General features: G+C 60.9%; 18 protein-coding genes. 8 read left to right on the plus strand and 10 right to left on the minus strand.

Annotated elements, in window-relative coordinates; translation table 11 throughout:
• The first annotated feature begins 192 nt into the window (after window positions 1–192).
• The 3 genes from FJD34_RS26585 (at window position 193) to FJD34_RS26595 (ending at window position 2,631) form a co-directional block, all read left to right on the plus strand.
• Entirely contained in the window at window positions 193–606 is a 414-nt protein-coding gene (locus tag FJD34_RS26585; protein WP_032861815.1) for a hypothetical protein, read from the plus strand.
• Between the two features lie 156 nt (window positions 607–762).
• A complete protein-coding gene (gene ypfJ / locus FJD34_RS26590) occupies window positions 763–1,653 on the plus strand; it encodes a KPN_02809 family neutral zinc metallopeptidase (protein ID WP_032861813.1) in 891 nt (296 codons plus the stop codon).
• Complete coding sequence (locus FJD34_RS26595; RefSeq protein WP_032861811.1) at window positions 1,654–2,631, plus strand: alpha/beta fold hydrolase; 978 nt, start codon at window positions 1,654–1,656, stop codon at window positions 2,629–2,631.
• A gap of 39 nt (window positions 2,632–2,670) precedes the next feature.
• Here FJD34_RS26595 and FJD34_RS26600 read toward each other — a convergent pair whose 3' ends face one another.
• From FJD34_RS26600 to FJD34_RS26610, 3 genes are all read right to left on the minus strand, one after another.
• On the minus strand, window positions 2,671–3,258 hold the full coding sequence (locus FJD34_RS26600) for an HAD family hydrolase (protein ID WP_032861809.1): 588 nt from the start codon (window positions 3,256–3,258) through the stop codon (window positions 2,671–2,673).
• Window positions 3,255–4,124, minus strand: a complete 870-nt coding sequence (tesB, locus tag FJD34_RS26605; protein ID WP_032861807.1) for an acyl-CoA thioesterase II — start codon at window positions 4,122–4,124, stop codon at window positions 3,255–3,257. Before tesB ends, FJD34_RS26600 begins: the two co-directional genes overlap by 4 nt.
• Window positions 4,125–4,283: 159 nt before the next feature.
• A complete protein-coding gene (locus FJD34_RS26610) occupies window positions 4,284–4,853 on the minus strand; it encodes a GNAT family N-acetyltransferase (RefSeq protein ID WP_032861806.1) in 570 nt (189 codons plus the stop codon).
• A 75-nt stretch (window positions 4,854–4,928) separates the two neighbouring features.
• Between FJD34_RS26610 and FJD34_RS26615 the strand changes: the two genes are divergently transcribed.
• Window positions 4,929–5,849, plus strand: a complete 921-nt coding sequence (locus FJD34_RS26615) for a histone deacetylase family protein (RefSeq protein ID WP_090293210.1) — start codon at window positions 4,929–4,931, stop codon at window positions 5,847–5,849.
• A 136-nt stretch (window positions 5,850–5,985) separates the two neighbouring features.
• Complete coding sequence (locus FJD34_RS26620; RefSeq protein ID WP_146552288.1) at window positions 5,986–7,257, plus strand: TIGR03862 family flavoprotein; 1,272 nt, start codon at window positions 5,986–5,988, stop codon at window positions 7,255–7,257.
• 66 nt (window positions 7,258–7,323) lie between these two features.
• On the opposite strand, the gene FJD34_RS26625 is transcribed toward FJD34_RS26620, so the two are convergent.
• Both FJD34_RS26625 and yedA read right to left on the minus strand, forming a co-directional pair.
• Complete coding sequence (locus tag FJD34_RS26625; protein ID WP_090292121.1) at window positions 7,324–8,655, minus strand: DEAD/DEAH box helicase; 1,332 nt, start codon at window positions 8,653–8,655, stop codon at window positions 7,324–7,326.
• Window positions 8,656–8,703: 48 nt separating this feature from the next.
• Complete coding sequence (yedA, locus tag FJD34_RS26630) at window positions 8,704–9,600, minus strand: drug/metabolite exporter YedA (RefSeq protein ID WP_065942811.1); 897 nt, start codon at window positions 9,598–9,600, stop codon at window positions 8,704–8,706.
• A gap of 161 nt (window positions 9,601–9,761) precedes the next feature.
• On the opposite strand from yedA, the gene FJD34_RS26635 reads away from it, so the two are divergent.
• The gene (locus FJD34_RS26635; RefSeq protein WP_032861790.1) at window positions 9,762–10,220 is read left to right on the plus strand and encodes an Lrp/AsnC family transcriptional regulator; all 459 of its coding nucleotides are present in this window, start codon (window positions 9,762–9,764) and stop codon (window positions 10,218–10,220) included.
• 30 nt (window positions 10,221–10,250) lie between these two features.
• Here the strand turns inward: FJD34_RS26635 and FJD34_RS26640 are convergent, their stop codons facing one another.
• From FJD34_RS26640 to FJD34_RS26660, 5 genes are all read right to left on the minus strand, one after another.
• Entirely contained in the window at window positions 10,251–10,508 is a 258-nt protein-coding gene (locus FJD34_RS26640) for an acyl carrier protein (protein ID WP_032861788.1), read from the minus strand.
• On the minus strand, window positions 10,498–11,064 hold the full coding sequence (locus FJD34_RS26645; RefSeq protein ID WP_090292123.1) for a hypothetical protein: 567 nt from the start codon (window positions 11,062–11,064) through the stop codon (window positions 10,498–10,500). Before FJD34_RS26645 ends, FJD34_RS26640 begins: the two co-directional genes overlap by 11 nt.
• A gap of 293 nt (window positions 11,065–11,357) precedes the next feature.
• Window positions 11,358–11,969: a 3'-5' exonuclease gene (locus FJD34_RS26650; RefSeq protein WP_032861785.1), complete on the minus strand. Its 612-nt coding sequence runs from the start codon at window positions 11,967–11,969 to the stop codon at window positions 11,358–11,360.
• Between the two features lie 25 nt (window positions 11,970–11,994).
• Window positions 11,995–12,471 carry an NYN domain-containing protein gene (locus FJD34_RS26655; protein WP_032861784.1) on the minus strand — a complete coding sequence of 159 codons (477 nt, stop codon included), beginning with the start codon at window positions 12,469–12,471 and terminating at the stop codon, window positions 11,995–11,997.
• A gap of 120 nt (window positions 12,472–12,591) precedes the next feature.
• The gene (locus tag FJD34_RS26660; RefSeq protein ID WP_032861782.1) at window positions 12,592–13,308 is read right to left on the minus strand and encodes a DUF2076 domain-containing protein; all 717 of its coding nucleotides are present in this window, start codon (window positions 13,306–13,308) and stop codon (window positions 12,592–12,594) included.
• A 169-nt stretch (window positions 13,309–13,477) separates the two neighbouring features.
• On the opposite strand from FJD34_RS26660, the gene FJD34_RS26665 reads away from it, so the two are divergent.
• On the plus strand, window positions 13,478–14,140 hold the full coding sequence (locus tag FJD34_RS26665; protein ID WP_032861781.1) for a YciC family protein: 663 nt from the start codon (window positions 13,478–13,480) through the stop codon (window positions 14,138–14,140).
• A gap of 72 nt (window positions 14,141–14,212) precedes the next feature.
• Window positions 14,213–15,301 (plus strand): endonuclease/exonuclease/phosphatase family protein, encoded by a 1,089-nt coding sequence (locus tag FJD34_RS26670; RefSeq protein ID WP_065942808.1) that lies wholly within the window; start codon window positions 14,213–14,215, stop codon window positions 15,299–15,301.
• Window positions 15,302–15,352: the final 51 nt, after the last annotated feature.

Here is a 15,352-nt window from a genome sequence, read left to right on the forward strand (position 1 = left end):
ATTCTCGTGCGTGACAGGCTGAAATGACCGCCGCAAGCAGTGGCACTCAACGCGCTAATCTAGAGCGGGTGGTGCATCGGTCTCAAGAGCATAACCAAACAGCGGGCGATCAGCGCACTAAATTGCCCAAACCCAGTCCAACGCTGCACGCCAGCCTGCCATTGCATGCTGTTTAACCAAGGCCAGTCCCCAATGAAAAAAACCCTGTTGATCCTTTCGACCCTCGCCCTGCTCAGCGCCTGCGATAAATCCCCCCAGGCCCCGAAGCCGGCGCCGCCCTCCGTACAGGCGACCCTGGTGCCGGAAACCCTGCCCACCGACAAATGGGTCGGCAAGTGGGTCGGCGTCGAAGGCCTGCACCTGACCGTCAGCAAGGACGACAGCATCGGCCGCGGGCATTACCTGTTGACCATGCAATACGGCCTCGATGCCGACGCCTCCGGCACCTTCAAAGGCGAGGCTGGCGAAGACGGCATCACCTTCAACCGCCCGGACGGCCCGCAAGTGCTGCGTGCTGGCGACGGTGCAGCCACTGGCCTGAAATGGCTGGCTGATAAAAAAGACTGCCTGGTGGTCAATACAGGCGAAGGGTATTGCCGCCAATAACGGCCATACTCACTCACCACAACCCCTATTACTGTAGGAGCGAGCTTGCTCGCGAAAGTCGTTAACGCTAACGCCGCATGCCTGGTTTAACGCGGGCCTTGGCGTTTTTCGCGAGCAAGCTCGTTCCTGCATAACGATCATCAAGAGGATAGCCACATGCTATGGAAAAAAGGTCGGCGCAGCGACAACGTGGTCGACGCGCGCAATGACAGTGGTGGCGGCGGTGGCGGCATGCGCTTTGGTGGCGGCAAGGGCCTGAGCCTGACCGCCATCGTGCTGATCGTCGGTATCGGTCTGTTGACCGGCCAGGACCCGATGCAGATCCTCGGGCAACTGAGCGGCCAGATGACCGAGCAGGCGCCTTCGGTCAGCCCGCAAACACGCCAGGCACCGCCCGCCAACGATGAGCAGGCAGACTTTGTGCGTGCCGTGCTGGGCGACACCGAAGACACCTTTGGCCAGGTGTTCCAGGAAAACGGCCTGGCCTACAAGAATCCCAAGCTGATCCTGTTCCGTGGCCGGGTGAATTCCGCCTGCGGTGGCGCGACCTCCGCCAGCGGCCCGTTCTATTGCCCGGCCGACCAGCAGGTCTACCTGGACCTGGATTTCTTCCGGGAAATGTCCCAACGCTTCCAGGCGGCCGGCGATTTTGCCCAGGCTTATGTGATCGCCCACGAAGTCGGTCACCACGTGCAAACCCTGCTGGGAATTTCTTCGAAGATCCAGGTCGCGCGCCAGCAAGGCCGGCAGATGCAAGGCGATGGTGGCTTGCTGGTCCGCCAGGAACTGCAGGCCGACTGCTTCGCCGGGGTCTGGGCCAACCGCGCGCAAAAGCGCCTGAACTGGCTGGAACCGGGTGACATCGAAGAAGCGCTGAACGCCGCCAACGCCATCGGCGACGACCGCTTGCAGCAGCAGGGCCAAGGCCGCGTAGTACCTGACTCGTTCACCCATGGCACTTCGCAACAGCGGGTCCGCTGGTTCAAGACCGGGTTTGCCCAAGGCCAGATCAGCCAATGCGACACGTTTTCGGCCAAGAGTCTGTAAATGAATAAGCGATGCGGATGGCTGCTGGGCCTGCTGATCACCTGCTCTACCGCCACCCTGGCCGCCGGGCAGGCGGTCAAGGTGATCAGCCCCGATCGATTCACCCTGCAAGCCGGCGACCTGAGCCTGGGCCTTAGCCAGGACTGGCGCCAGCCGCTGCCGCAGGTCACCCGCGCGCTGATTATCGTGCATGGCCGGCTGCGTAATGCCCAGACCTACCTCAAAAGCGCCGAGGACGCCGCCGCCCACGCCGGGCAAGGCGCCAACACCCTAGTGATCGCGCCGCAGTTTCTCAACGATGCGGATATCCAGCGCCATCACCTGGGCGATAGCGTGCTGCGCTGGCACGGCAATGCGTGGATGGCCGGCGAGTCGTCAATCGGCCATGGCCAGATCAGTTCCTACGGCGCCTTGGACCAGATCATCAAGCACCTGGGCAACCGCACACTGTTCCCGACCCTCAAGGAAATAGTGGTCGCCGGGCATTCCGGTGGTGGCCAGGTGGTGCAACGCTTTGCCCTGACCGGCCATGCGCACCCGGCCCTGCAAGCGGCGGGGATCAGCCTGCGTTATGTGATCGCCAACCCGTCGTCCTATGCCTACTTCAGCCCGCAACGCCCGGTGCAATTCGCGCCGGCCAGTTGCTCAGGATTCAATGACTGGAAGTACGGCATGCAAAAGCTGCCGACCTACGCCAACGGCCAAAGCCCCGAGCAACTGGAAAAAGCCTACGTCGCACGCGATATCACCTACCTGCTGGGCCAACAAGACACCGACCCCAACCACCCGGCCCTGGACAAGAGCTGCGCCGCCGAGGCCCAGGGCGCTTATCGGCTGATTCGCGGGCACAACTATTTCGACTACCTCAAGCAGCGGCATCCGCAGTTGAGCCAGCGGTTGGTTGAAGTGCCAGGGGTTGGGCATGACGGCGACAAGATGTTTACCTCACCCGAAGGGCAGGCGGCCCTGTTCCACTAATCCTTCAGACAAAACCCAATCAGAAATGTGGTGCTTGGTTTAGATCATCTGGCGCAATGCCGCGCAGTCCTTGGCATGCCAATCGGCCAATTCCGGCCAAGGGTTTTCCGGCAAGTTCACCAACACTGTCCGCGCTCCCGCCGCCCGGCCGCAATCGAGGTCGAAGCGATAGTCACCCACCATCACCATCTCGGCGGGCGCTACATCCCACGCCTGCGCCAGTTTCAGCAGGCCACCGGGATCCGGCTTGGGCGGGGCGTCGTCGCGGCCCAGCACATCTTCCACGGCAAAACAGTCTGCCAGGCCGATAGCCTGCAAGGTGATGTGCGCCAACTCCTGGGCATTGCGCGTCAGGATCCCCAGGCGACAGCCCCGTGCCGCCAAATCACGCACCAACTCCACCGCGCCCGTGGCGGCCACCGAACCCAGCGCCAGTTCGCGCTCATGCGCCAACAACCAGGCATGCTTGGCCGCCGCTTCGGCCGCAGGCAATGCCGCCAGGTGGGTGAGAATGTCGTCGGTGGGCGGAATTTCCAGCGCCACGCGGATCGCCGCAAAGTCATGCACGGCCACAGTCAGGGTGCCGTCCATGTCGAACACCCAGTGTTTGACGTGCGCCAGGCTCACGCCCAATCCTTGCGATGGCGAATCAAGCCTTCCTGAGTCACCGAGGCCACTAGTTGGCCAGCGCGGTTGTACACACTGCCACGGGAGAACCCACGGGAATTGCCGGCCCATGGGCTGTCCATGGCGTACAGCAACCAGTCATCGGCACGCAGATCGGCGTGAAACCATAACGCATGGTCCAGGCTGGCCACTTGCATGTCCTTCTGCCACACAGTTTTGCCATGGGGCAGTAACGAGGTGGTCAGCAGGCCGAAGTCCGAGGCATAAGCCAGCAGGTATTTGTGCAGCGCCGGCAAATCGGCCAGGGCACCATCGGCGCGGAACCACACATATTTGACCGGATCGGACGGCTGCGGGTTGAACGGGTCTTTCTCAGTCACCGGCCGCACTTCGATCGGCTTGGGGCACAGCAATTTTTCGCGCATGGACTCAGGAATCAGGTGCGCGCGCTGCTGGGTCAGTTCCAACTCCGACGGCAGGTTCTCCGGCCCCACCACTACCGGCATGGTGGTCTGGTGCTCGAAGCCTTCTTCGTCGTACTGGAACGAGGCACTGCAGGTGAAGATCGGGTTGCCCTTCTGAATCGCCGTCACCCGACGCGTACTGAAACTGCCGCCATCGCGTACCCGGTCCACTTGATAGACCACCGGCAGCCCGGCATCCCCAGGGCGCAGGAAATAGCCGTGCAACGAATGCACATGCCGCGCTTCTTCGACGGTCTGGCTGGCCGCCGACAGCGACTGGCCCAAGACCTGGCCGCCGAACAGTTGGCGAAAGCCCAAGTCCTGGCTGCGGCCGCGAAAGAGGTTTTCTTCAATCGGTTCCAGGGTCAGCAAATCGACCAGATCTTCCAACACTTGGCTCATACACTCTCCTCAGAGCAAAACGGTTTCTACCTTCTATTTTCTACTGTAGGAGCGAGCTTGCTCGCGAAAAGCCCAGGGATGACGCAGGGTGTCAGGCCTCCCGCGTAACCGTTGACGTTTTTCGCGAGCAAGCCCGCTCCTACAAGTATTACCGCCTGCCTATCCGTGCAGCGTGTCCAACCATTGGGCGCGGGTGATGCGATACAACACATGATGGCGCAGCGGATCGTCCGCCGCGAGCCTGGGGTGTTGAAAATCTGCCGCCGGATCGTAATGCATGCCGATGGCCTGCATGACTTTCTGCGACGCCAGGTTGGCCTCGGTGGTGAAGGCCACGATCTGCTCCAGTTGCAAACGGTCAAACCCACAGCGCAATGCGGTCCAGGCCGCCTCACTGGCAAACCCCAGGCCCCAGTGCTCGCGGGCCAGGCGCCAGCCAATTTCCACCGCTGGGGTGAAGTCGGCTTCAAAGCCGACATTCAGCAACCCCGTCAGGCCGATAAACTCGCCGCTGTCCTTGCGCTCCAGGGCCCACAGGCCAAATCCATACTCAGCAAAATGCCCACGTATTCGCCCGATCAATGCCGCACTTTCCAAGCGGTCCAGGGGGGCCGGGAAATAGCGCATCACCTGCGGATCGGCACACATCCGGGCAAATTCCGGCAGGTCGCTGTCGCGCCACTGGCGCAGCACCAGGCGCGCGCTTTCCAACTCCAGTATCGGCTCCATCGTTCCCCTCCCTTGCCATGTGCGTGAGTGTACAGCGCTGTTAAGATCCGTCGCTGGTTCCTGTCAGAAATTGCCATGCCTTTGCCACTGATCTACCACGACGACTACAGCCCCGAATTCCCGGCGGATCATCGCTTCCCCATGGACAAGTTCCGGCTGCTGCGCGATCACCTGGTCGACAGCGGCCTGACCCAGGACAGCCAGTTGCTGCGCCCCCAATTATGCCCGGCCGACGTCCTCGCCCTGGCCCATGACCCTGGCTATATCGAACGCTATATGAGCGGTGAGTTGTCCCGCGAAGACCAACGGCGCCTCGGCCTGCCCTGGAGCGAGGCCCTGGCCCGACGCACCGTGCGTGCGGTCGGCGGCTCGTTGCTGGCCGCCGAGCAGGCCCTGGAGCACGGCCTGGCCTGCCACCTGGCGGGCGGCACCCACCATGCCCATTACGACTACCCGGCGGGCTTTTGCATCTTCAATGACCTGGCGGTGATCAGCCACTACCTGCTGGCCAGCGGACGGGTCAACCGGGTGCTGATCTTCGACTGCGATGTGCACCAAGGTGATGGCACCGCGCGCATCCTCCACGACACGCCGGATGCCATTACCGTGTCCCTGCACTGTGAAAAGAATTTCCCCGCGCGCAAGGCCACCAGCGACTGGGATATCCCCCTGCCCATGGGCATGGGCGATGCCGACTACCTCAAGGTGGTGGACGATGCCCTCAACTACCTGCTGCCGTTGTATCAACCGGATCTGGTGCTGTATGACGCCGGTGTCGATGTACACAAGGACGACGCCCTCGGTTACCTCAAGCTGACAGACGCCGGCGTCGCCGCCCGTGACGAAAGCGTGATGCGCCACTGCCTGGGCCGCGACATCCCGGTGATGGGCGTGATTGGTGGCGGTTACAGCAAGGACCGCCCTGCCCTGGCCCGTCGCCACGGTATCCTGCACCACAGCGCGCAACGGGTCTGGACGTCATCAGGTTGTCATTGAAACGTGAGTGTTACCCACAATGCCTGTGGAACGGCCTGTGGATAACTTGAGCGTAAACACCTGTAAGGCAGACAGCGTATAGCGTGTAGGAAGGTGTACGTTTTTTGATCAGGCAGTTTTGCGGTCCTCGGGTAGAATGCTCGGCTTACTTCGCCGAACCGCAGTCACCGCCATGTCCCAGATCCCAGCCCAGCCCCATCACGTCACGATCATCGGCGGCGGCCCCGCCGGGCTGATGGCCGCCGAAGTATTGAGCCAGGCCGGGGTCCGGGTGGACCTGTACGACGGCATGCCATCGGTGGGTCGCAAGTTCCTGCTGGCAGGTGTTGGCGGCATGAATATCACCCACTCCGAGGCCTACCCGGCATTCCTTGCGCGCTATGCCGAACGCGCACCGGACATCGCCCCCTTGTTGCGCCAGTTTGGCGCCGAGGCGTTGTGCGAGTGGATTCATGGCCTGGGGATAAAAACCTTTGTCGGTAGCTCCGGCCGGGTATTCCCTACCGACATGAAAGCCGCACCGCTGCTGCGGGCCTGGCTCAAGCGCCTGCGCGACCAAGGGGTAGTTATCCACACCCGCCATCGCTGGCTCGGCTGGAATGCCGATGGCGGCTTAATTATCCACAGCCCGGATGGCGAGAAAACTGTCCACAGCGATGCCGTGCTACTGGCCCTCGGCGGCGGCAGTTGGTCACGCCTGGGTTCCGACGGCGCCTGGCTCAAATTGCTGGAAGACCAAGGCGTGCCCTGCGCCCCGCTGCAGCCGAGCAACTGTGGCTTCGAGGTGTCAGCCTGGAGCGACTTGATGGTGAGCAAATTCGCCGGCGCGCCGCTGAAAAATGTCGCCATTGGTTTGGCAGCTGACAAACCTCGGTTGGGCGAATGCGTGATCACCGCGACAGGTATCGAAGGCAGTTTGATCTACGCACTGTCGGCGCCGATCCGTGAAGCAATCAACCGTGATGGCGCGGCCACCGTGCATATCGACCTGCTGCCGGGCAAGCCGCTGGACAAAGTGCAGGCTGCATTGGCCAAGCCCCGTGGCTCACGCTCGATGAGCAAGCATTTGCACAGTCAGTTGGGGCTGGATGGGGTGAAGGGGGCGCTGTTGCGCGAGTTGGCGCCTGCCGAACATTTCAGCGACCCGCAGCAATTGGCCGTCGATATCAAGGCTCTGCCGCTGACCCTGGTGAAAACCCGGCCAATGGACGAAGCCATCAGCACCGCAGGTGGCGTGCCGTTTGAGGCGCTGGATGAGCGCTTGATGCTCAAGCAATTGCCGGGAGTGTTTTGTGCCGGAGAGATGCTGGACTGGGAAGCGCCGACGGGTGGGTATTTGCTGACGGGGTGTTTTGCCAGTGGGCGGGCTACGGGGCGCGGGGTGTTGGAATGGTTCCAACGCCAATAGTTGCGGCGAACTCAGGGCCTCATCGCAGGCAAGCCAGCGATGAGGCCCTGACAGGCAGCAAAGAAATTACTTCTTCTTACGCGGCCCGGTATTAAAGACCGGCACCTTGCGCACCGGCTTGATCGACGGCTCTGCCGCAACTTCCCCGCTTTCTACCCACTTGCCCAAGTTGCGCTTGCCGCCACCACCCGAGGTCTTGGGCTTCTTCGGTTTTTTCGGCTTTTTCACCACCTGCCCACTGGCATCGGTGTCCGGCACCCGGTGCTCCGGCTCGAAGTCCTGTTCCATTTTGCGGGTCAGGGTCTGGCGGGTCAGCATCTCGATGGCCGAGAGCATGTTCACCTCATCGGCACATACCAGGGAAATCGCCTCGCCCGTGTTGCCCGCGCGGCCAGTACGGCCGATACGGTGGATGTAATCCTCGGCAACAATCGGCAGGTCAAAGTTGACCACCATCGGCAAATCTTCAATATCCAGACCGCGGGCCGCCACATCAGTGGCCACCAGGATCTGCACATCGCTGGCCTTGAAGCGGTCCAGGGCACGTTGGCGCGTGGCTTGTGGCTTGTCGCCGTGGATGCCGTCGGCATTGATCCCCAGGCCTTGTAGCTTATCTACCAGCGCATCCACGCCATTGCGGGTCTTGGCGAACACCAGCATCTGCTTCCACTTGCCCTTGCGCATCAGGTGCACAAACAGCTCGGCCTTGCGCTTCTTGTCCACCGGCACCACCCACTGCTTGACGGTGTTGGCGGCAACGTTGCGCGGGCTGACTTCGATGCTCAAAGGGTCATTGAGCATCTGCCCGGCCAGCAGGCGGATATCGTCGGAGAAGGTCGCGGAAAACAGCAGGGTCTGGCGCTTTTTCGGCAACATGCGGTAAATGTTCGCCAGCTCTTCCGAGAAGCCCAGGTCCAGCATGCGGTCGGCTTCATCCAGCACCAGGGTTTGCAACTGATTGAGTTTCAGCGCGTTCTGGCGAAACAGGTCGATCAGGCGGCCAGGCGTGGCCACCAGAATGTCGACGCCCTTGCGCAGCTTCATCATCTGCGGGTTGATGCTGACGCCGCCATACACCGCGTAGGTGGTCAGCGGCAGGTGTTCGGCGTATTGGGCGACGCTGGCGTGAACCTGCTCGGCCAACTCGCGGGTTGGGCACAGGATCAGCGCGCGCACCGAGTTGGCGGTGACTTTCGGCCCTTCCATCGTCAGCAGTTGCAGGAGCGGCACCGCGAAACCTGCGGTCTTGCCGGTACCGGTCTGGGCCGCAGCCATCAGGTCGCGACCGGCCAGCACCGCCGGAATGGCTTGCGCCTGCACCGGCGTCGGGGTCTGGTAGCCAAGCGTCTCAAGGGCGCGCAGCAAGGGTTCGATCAGGCCAAGGGAGGCGAAAGTCATGTGTTTACCGTAGGAAAAATTCAGCGCAAGGTCGCAATGCGCGGCAGTTTACCTTATTTCCGGCTTCGGCTTGCGCCACTGGGGCAGGCTGATCAGCAACACCGCACTGATGATCACCAGCATCGCCAGGGCTTCTTCCAGGCCGATGGTCTCGCCCACGAACACAATGCCCAGCAACACCGCCACCGCCGGGTTGACGTAGGCGTAGCTGGTGGCCGCTGCCGGACGCACATGCTTGAGCAGGTACATATAAGCGTTGAAGGCGATGATCGAGCCAAAGACGGTCAGGTAAGCCAGGGCCAGCCAACCTTCCACTGGCGGCATCGCTTCCAGGTGCTCGCCCTTGAGTACGCTGCCGATCAACAGCACCACACCGGCGATCAGCATTTCAGCGGCGCTGGCCATGGCGCCCTGAGGCAACGGCAAATGCCGGCTCCAGACCGAACCGAAAGCCCAGGAGGCTGCGGCGAACAACAGCAACCCTGCACCCAACGGGCTCGATTGCAGGTTGGAGCCCATATTGAGCATGGCGATGCCGATCATTCCCAGAATCACCCCGGCCCATTCCAGACGGGTATTACGCGCGCCCCAGAAATAACCACAGAGCAAGGTAAACAGCGGCACCGTCGCCACGGCCAGCGCGGCGACACCGGAGGTCACGCCCGTGTGTTCAGCCACACTCACCGCGCCATTGCCGAACGTCAGCAACAAGATGCCGATCATGCCGGCAGCTTTCCACTGTGCCCAGGTCGGCGCTGGCACACCGCGCCAGCGCAAGTAGCCATACATCAGAACGCCCGCCGTACAAAAACGAATCCCCGCCAGCATCAGCGGTGGCCAGTACTCCACGCCAATGCGGATCACCAGGTAGGTGGAACCCCAAATGACATACAGCGCAAAAAAAGCGGCGATCAACGGTAAGGGAAAACGACGTGGGCCAGGCATAGGGTGGCTCTGAGGCAAGACAGGGGATAGCTATTCTAGAAATCCGCGCCAGTAAACATAAGTTACAAAACCTGTTTAAAGTGCCCATACACTTTTCAATTCATGGTTATCAGGGCTATAAGCCTTGTATTCGAAAGCCTCCCATTACCAGAGCCTTATTCATGGACAAATACGACCGCATGCTCCTCAGCGCCCTGCTCGAAGATGGTCGCGCCACCTACGCGCAACTGGCCCGCACGGTAAACCTCTCCGCCCCCGCCGTAGCCGAGCGCGTGGCCAAGCTGGAAGCCAGTGGCGTAATCACCGGTTACCAGGCCAAGGTTGACCTGTCCAAGATCGGCTTGCCGATCCAGTGCACGATCGAACTGCGCTTGACCAACAACGGTAGCCAGAAGGTGTACGACGCACTGGCAGAAATCCCCGAGTTGACCGAGTGCCACCGGGTCACCGGCGACCCCTGCGTGATCATGCAGGCGGCGGTGGGCTCGATGCCGGAATTGGAAAACCTGATCAATCGAGTGGCGAAGTTCGGGTTCAGCAAGACCTCGATCATCTTGTCGAGCGCCATAGAGCGGCGGGTGCCGTTGGGGCATTTGGAAGGGAAGAATGGCGGTGGCTGAACGGGCAAGCCAGCGGTAGCGCCAGTTGCCTCACTGCCGACATTGAACAATCAAGTCGACAACTTGCTGGATAGTGGTGATGTGATTCCAATCATCCTGAGTCGCCTGCAAGTTGAATTGCCATTTGATCTGCATGACAAAACAGGTCAGATCTTCATCAATAATCTTAAAGTCGTGGATGAAGTCCGTTTGTTCCGTCACCTGGTTTCGGTCGATAAAGCCAATGATATCGACGAAAAGCCGGATTACTTTTTCACTGATTTCGGCTCTGGTCAGGTTACTTTCCATTTTTTGCCTCATAGGCACACTTACCAATACTGATTAGATCAAAAACAGCCAAACCCGCAGCAACAAAGGGAATGCCTCGCCCGATAATGCCAAACACCCGGACGGTACCAAAAGTCGCTTTCGCCATGCCGGCCAATGTCGGCTGCCTGATCAGTGTACGAGGGAAAAAGCGCATGCCAATGAGGCTAGCCAGGTTTGTCGTTTTGCTGGAGCCAACGTGGACCCAAGTCCCCACTGCAATTTTGCTGATAGGTATGCCCGCCGCCCCCGTGAGGACCGTTGCCAGCGTCAAGCCGTAGTGTTGCTGTGTACATTTCCAGAGTTCGTCAACAGTAGTGTTCGGCACCGCAGAGTCGGCATGAATGGGCTTGAGTAACTTGTAATTGGCACCATGCGTCCAGCCTGGTGTATTAGGTAAAACCATGACTGCCGGATAGCTTGCCATCGTATTTCCCAGGTGAAACGTCATGCTGGAAGTTGAGCCGAAATCAATGCCATTTTGTTCGAGTTCGGACTGGATTCGAATGATTGCCGAATGAAGATCGCTTTCCTGCATGACGTAGTCCCTGTACGTAAATGACAGGCAAGATGTTAGGCCGCAACAAAGGACGATAGGCGGGAGAAGGGAAAATCCAGAAAGGCCCGACAGGACTGTAGGGCTAAACCTACTGACAATTCAGAAAGCCGGTAAACGCCCCGACAAAGCGCCGATAACCACCACAAAACCAATGTGGGAGCGGGCTTGCTCGCGAATGCAGTGGATCAGTCAACCTATGTATTGGCTGATCCACTGCATTCGCGAGCAAGCCCGCTCCCACATTTTGATCTTTGCTGCTCGGAAGGTTGAGATCAGAACCCGCGATGTTTCTTCAGATGATCATTGATCTTTGCCGCCGGCACTTTCTGCAAGCTGCACAGCAGGTCATGGGACAAGTCGCGCAAGCCGTGGGCACGGCGCAGTTCCTGGGCCAGGTGGGCGGTCAGGTTAGCCGCCATTTCCGCGTCGGCCATGGCCCGGTGAGCCTTGCCGGTGTGGGGCAGTTGGGCAAATGAGGTCAGGGTGCCGAGTTTGTGATTGGGCGCGGCGGGCATCAGCCGGCGCGCCAACAGTAGCGAGCAGGCGAATTTTTGCAGACGGGTGCGGCGGATCAAACCGAGTTCGAAGTCCCAGAACTTCTGGTCGAACGCAGCGTTGTGCGCCAGCAGTGGCGTGGTGCCGACAAACTCATTGACCTCGTTCATTACCTTCTCGGCCGGCGGCGCACTGCGCAGCATGGCGTTGCTGATACCGGTCAGTTGTTCGATAAACCCCGGCACGCGCACGCCAGCGTTCATCAGGCTCTGGTAGCGGTCCACGATCTGACCCCGCTCCAGGATGACCACGGCGATTTCCGTGGCCCGGCAACTGCTGCTCGGCGAGATGCCGGTGGTTTCAAAGTCGATGACCGCTATCCGTTCCAAACCTGTTCCAACCTCATCAGAAAATCTATTTGAGCAACAACGCGCCTTCGATAGGCACGTAGCGGCTGGCCGCGCGGATCAACGAGTTGGCCGTCAGCCCCGGCACACCGTAGGCCACGGCTTCGACGCCATGTTTATGGATGATGCGGTCGAGCAACATGTCGAAATCGCCATCACCCGAGGCCAGCACTACTTCGTCGACATGGGCGGCCGCGTCCATGATGTCGATGGTGATGCCCACGTCCCAGTCGCCCTTGGCCGAGCCGTCACTGCGCTGGATGTAGGGCTTGAGTTTCACGGTAAAGCCCAGGTTGCGCAGGATCTGCTGGAATTGCTGCTGCTTGCTGTCGCCACGGTCGATGGCATAGGCATACGCCTCGACGATCTGCCCGCGCTGGCTGATATCAGCCCACAGGGCGGCGTAGTTGAAGTGGCAGCCATAGGCCTGGCGCACGGTGTAGTAGAGGTTCTGGACATCGGCGAACACTGCAATTTTTTTCACCGCACACCCTCATGGCACTGGCAGGCGTGATGGCCCGCAAAGGTCGCCAGTATGCCAGCCAAGGGGAGCTTTCCGAGAAAAATCAGACCGGGGCGGCAACGCGCCCCGGATTTGTGTGTTTCAGACGAAGGAATCGTCGTCGCCAAAGAAGGAAGAATCGCTGTCGGCAAAGCTGTCGTTATCGTTGGCATAACTGTCATTGCCGGCGAAACGTTGCTCGTCATTGCCCCAGTCGCTGTTGTCACTGGCCGGCGCCGGCTCTTCGCGCACGATCTCTTCCACCACCTGCGGCTGTTGGTTATGGCTGAACAGGCTGCTGATGCCCTGGGCCAGCATCACGCCACCGGCCACGCCGGCTGCGGTTTTCAGGGCGCCGCCGAGAAAGCTGCTGCCGGCGGGTGCAGCCTGTTGGGGTTGCTGAACATTCTGTTGCGGCGCAGGCGCGCTGTTGAAGCCCGGCCGGCTCGGCTCACGCCAACCACCGTTCGATGACGACGGTGTGCTGGGCGCCGGTTGCGAGTCGCGAGGGCTGCCACCAAAGATACTCGACAGGAACCCACCGCCGCTCGCGGCCGGCGGCGCGGCCTTGGCCCGTTGCAGCTCATCCTGCAATTGCTGGATCTGTTGCGCCTGCTGCTTGTTCTGCGCATCCAGGCTCTTGATCGCGGCTTCCTGCACCAGGATCGCCTGGGTCATGAAATACCCGGCGGCCGGTTGGCGAGTGATGTGCTCCTTGATCCGCGTTTCTGCCTGGGCGTCGCGGGGGGCTGAGTCCGTTTCGGCTTGCTGCAACCGTGAAAACAGTCCATCGATCAGGGTTTGCTCTTCGCTGTTCATGGCGACCTCGTTAGATTGCCGGTAAAAATCTGCGTCCCGCCCGCAATGGGCAAGGTACGCCACCAGTAATGGGGCTGGCCTGTGGCGTTTCAATGATCTTTACCCAAGGTTTACGTTTGTCGGTGATCAGTTAAAGTGTCTGCTGCTTTTTTGGCCTGTGATGACTTTGATGAATCCGTTGACCGTTCTGCGCGACTCTTTCTACTTCTTCCAGCGCAACCTGGGCGCCATCGTGCAGTTGTGCCTACCCTTGGTGATCCTCGAAGCCGTGCTGCAACAAGTGCTCGATCGCACCCTGGGCCCGGAGGCGTTTACCGGCTACAGCATGATCGTCGGGCTGCTGGTGTATCCGCTGTACACCGCCGCGTTGATCCTGTTTCTCGATGCCCGCAGCCGTGGCGAGTCGCCGCGCACCGCCGACGTGCTGGCCATGGCGCTGACCCTGTGGCCACGCTATGCGCTGCTGACCGCCATGAGCACCCTGTTGATCCTGCTGGGGCTGTCGTTGTACTTCCTGCCGGGGCTGTGGCTGATGGTCACTCTGGCGTTTGCCGAGTACCTGTTGGTGCTGCGCGGCATGCCGGCGCTGGCGGCGATGAAGGAAAGTTTCCGACTGACCCGTGGGCATTTCCTGCGCATCCTGATCTGCCTGTTGTGCGTGATGACCCCGCTGTGGCTGCTCAAGGGCGCGAGCGTCGCGGCCTGGCCCGACCCGCAGAACCCACTGCTGGCGGTGCTGATCGACAGCGCCCACAGCTTCTTGCAATTGTTTACCAGCGTGGTGCTGTTCCGCCTGTTCATGCTGATCGCCGGTGATGCAGACGCCCGCTAACGTGGCCCTTGGGCTCTCGGCCGCCGGTCGGGTATGCTCCGTGCCTGTCCTGCAGCGCCATAAGGCGAGCCGATGAACCGTTTACTGCGTACAACCCTGGTGGGCCTGCTGATTCTGGCTGGTGTGCTGACCGCCCTGGTCTACAGCCTGACCTGGCGCCCCGCCGACAAAGAGATCCTGCCGGTAAGCTGCGTCGCCCCGCGTGCGCCGACGCTGTTGCCCGGCCAGGCGCTCAAGGTGATGACCTGGAACGTGCAGTACCTGGCCGGCAAGAACTACGTGTTCTGGTACGACACCCCGGACGGCAGCGGCCCGGATGACCGCCCGACCGTTGAAGACATGGCCTCCAGCCTGGATGAAGTGGCGCGGGTGATCCGTGATGAACAACCGGACGTACTGCTGCTGCAGGAATTGGATGAGGACGCCAAACCGTCCCATTACCAGGACCAACTGGCGCTGCTCCAGGAGCGACTGGTGGACCTCTATCCTTGCAGCGTCCAGGCCTTCGACTGGAAAGCCGACTTTGTGCCCGATTGGCATATCTTCGGCAGCGTCGGCCGCAAGCTGGTAACCCTCAGCCGCTACCAGATCGAACACGCCGAACGCCTGCAACTGCCAGTGGCCTCGGCCAACCTGCTCAGTCACCAGTTCCAGCCCAAGCCTGCGTTGCTGCTCAGCTACCTGCCGTTGAGCGACGGCGGCCAACTGGCGGTGCTCAACACCCGCCTGGACAACGCAGCTCCTGGCCACAGCACGGTGCGCGAACAAGTCCAGGCGACCATCAAGCTGCTGGATAAATTCGAAAGCCGTGGCACGCCCTGGCTGATCGGCGGCGATTTCAATCTGTTGCCGCTGGGCCAGTTCCTGCGCCTGGAGGCCGGTAAGCGCGGGCAGTATTCGCCAGACAGCGAGCTGCATCTGCTGTGGGACAAATACCCGATGGTGCCCAGCAACAGCCAATCCAGCGGCATCGACCGGGCGCAGTGGCTGACCCACTTCCCCAATGACCCGAGCCTCGACGGACCGGATCGCACGGTGGATTATCTGTTCTACAGCCCAAGGCTGAAGAAAGTGGAGGCCCGGGTGCGGCAGGACGATACGTTGCGTATTTCCAATCACCTGCCGGTGATTGCGCGGTTCTTATTGCCCGCCGCGCAATAACCAGCACTACAAAACCAATGTGGGAGCGGGCTTGCTCCCACATTTTTGATC

It is taken from the genome of Pseudomonas brenneri (assembly GCF_007858285.1).
In the GTDB taxonomy this organism is placed as follows: domain Bacteria; phylum Pseudomonadota; class Gammaproteobacteria; order Pseudomonadales; family Pseudomonadaceae; genus Aquipseudomonas; species Aquipseudomonas brenneri.

Coding starts and splice junctions, on each gene's coding strand:
- FJD34_RS26585 (WP_032861815.1), top strand. CDS start 193: ATGAAAAAAACCCTGTTGATCCTTTCGACCCTCGCCCTGCTCAGCGCC.
- ypfJ (WP_032861813.1), top strand. CDS start 763: ATGCTATGGAAAAAAGGTCGGCGCAGCGACAACGTGGTCGACGCGCGC.
- FJD34_RS26595 (WP_032861811.1), top strand. CDS start 1,654: ATGAATAAGCGATGCGGATGGCTGCTGGGCCTGCTGATCACCTGCTCT.
- tesB (WP_032861807.1), bottom strand. CDS start 4,124: ATGAGCCAAGTGTTGGAAGATCTGGTCGATTTGCTGACCCTGGAACCG.
- FJD34_RS26610 (WP_032861806.1), bottom strand. CDS start 4,853: ATGGAGCCGATACTGGAGTTGGAAAGCGCGCGCCTGGTGCTGCGCCAG.
- FJD34_RS26615 (WP_090293210.1), top strand. CDS start 4,929: ATGCCTTTGCCACTGATCTACCACGACGACTACAGCCCCGAATTCCCG.
- FJD34_RS26620 (WP_146552288.1), top strand. CDS start 5,986: ATGCTCGGCTTACTTCGCCGAACCGCAGTCACCGCCATGTCCCAGATC.
- FJD34_RS26625 (WP_090292121.1), bottom strand. CDS start 8,655: ATGACTTTCGCCTCCCTTGGCCTGATCGAACCCTTGCTGCGCGCCCTT.
- yedA (WP_065942811.1), bottom strand. CDS start 9,600: ATGCCTGGCCCACGTCGTTTTCCCTTACCGTTGATCGCCGCTTTTTTT.
- FJD34_RS26635 (WP_032861790.1), top strand. CDS start 9,762: ATGGACAAATACGACCGCATGCTCCTCAGCGCCCTGCTCGAAGATGGT.
- FJD34_RS26640 (WP_032861788.1), bottom strand. CDS start 10,508: ATGGAAAGTAACCTGACCAGAGCCGAAATCAGTGAAAAAGTAATCCGG.
- FJD34_RS26645 (WP_090292123.1), bottom strand. CDS start 11,064: ATGCAGGAAAGCGATCTTCATTCGGCAATCATTCGAATCCAGTCCGAA.
- FJD34_RS26660 (WP_032861782.1), bottom strand. CDS start 13,308: ATGAACAGCGAAGAGCAAACCCTGATCGATGGACTGTTTTCACGGTTG.
- FJD34_RS26665 (WP_032861781.1), top strand. CDS start 13,478: ATGAATCCGTTGACCGTTCTGCGCGACTCTTTCTACTTCTTCCAGCGC.
- FJD34_RS26670 (WP_065942808.1), top strand. CDS start 14,213: ATGAACCGTTTACTGCGTACAACCCTGGTGGGCCTGCTGATTCTGGCT.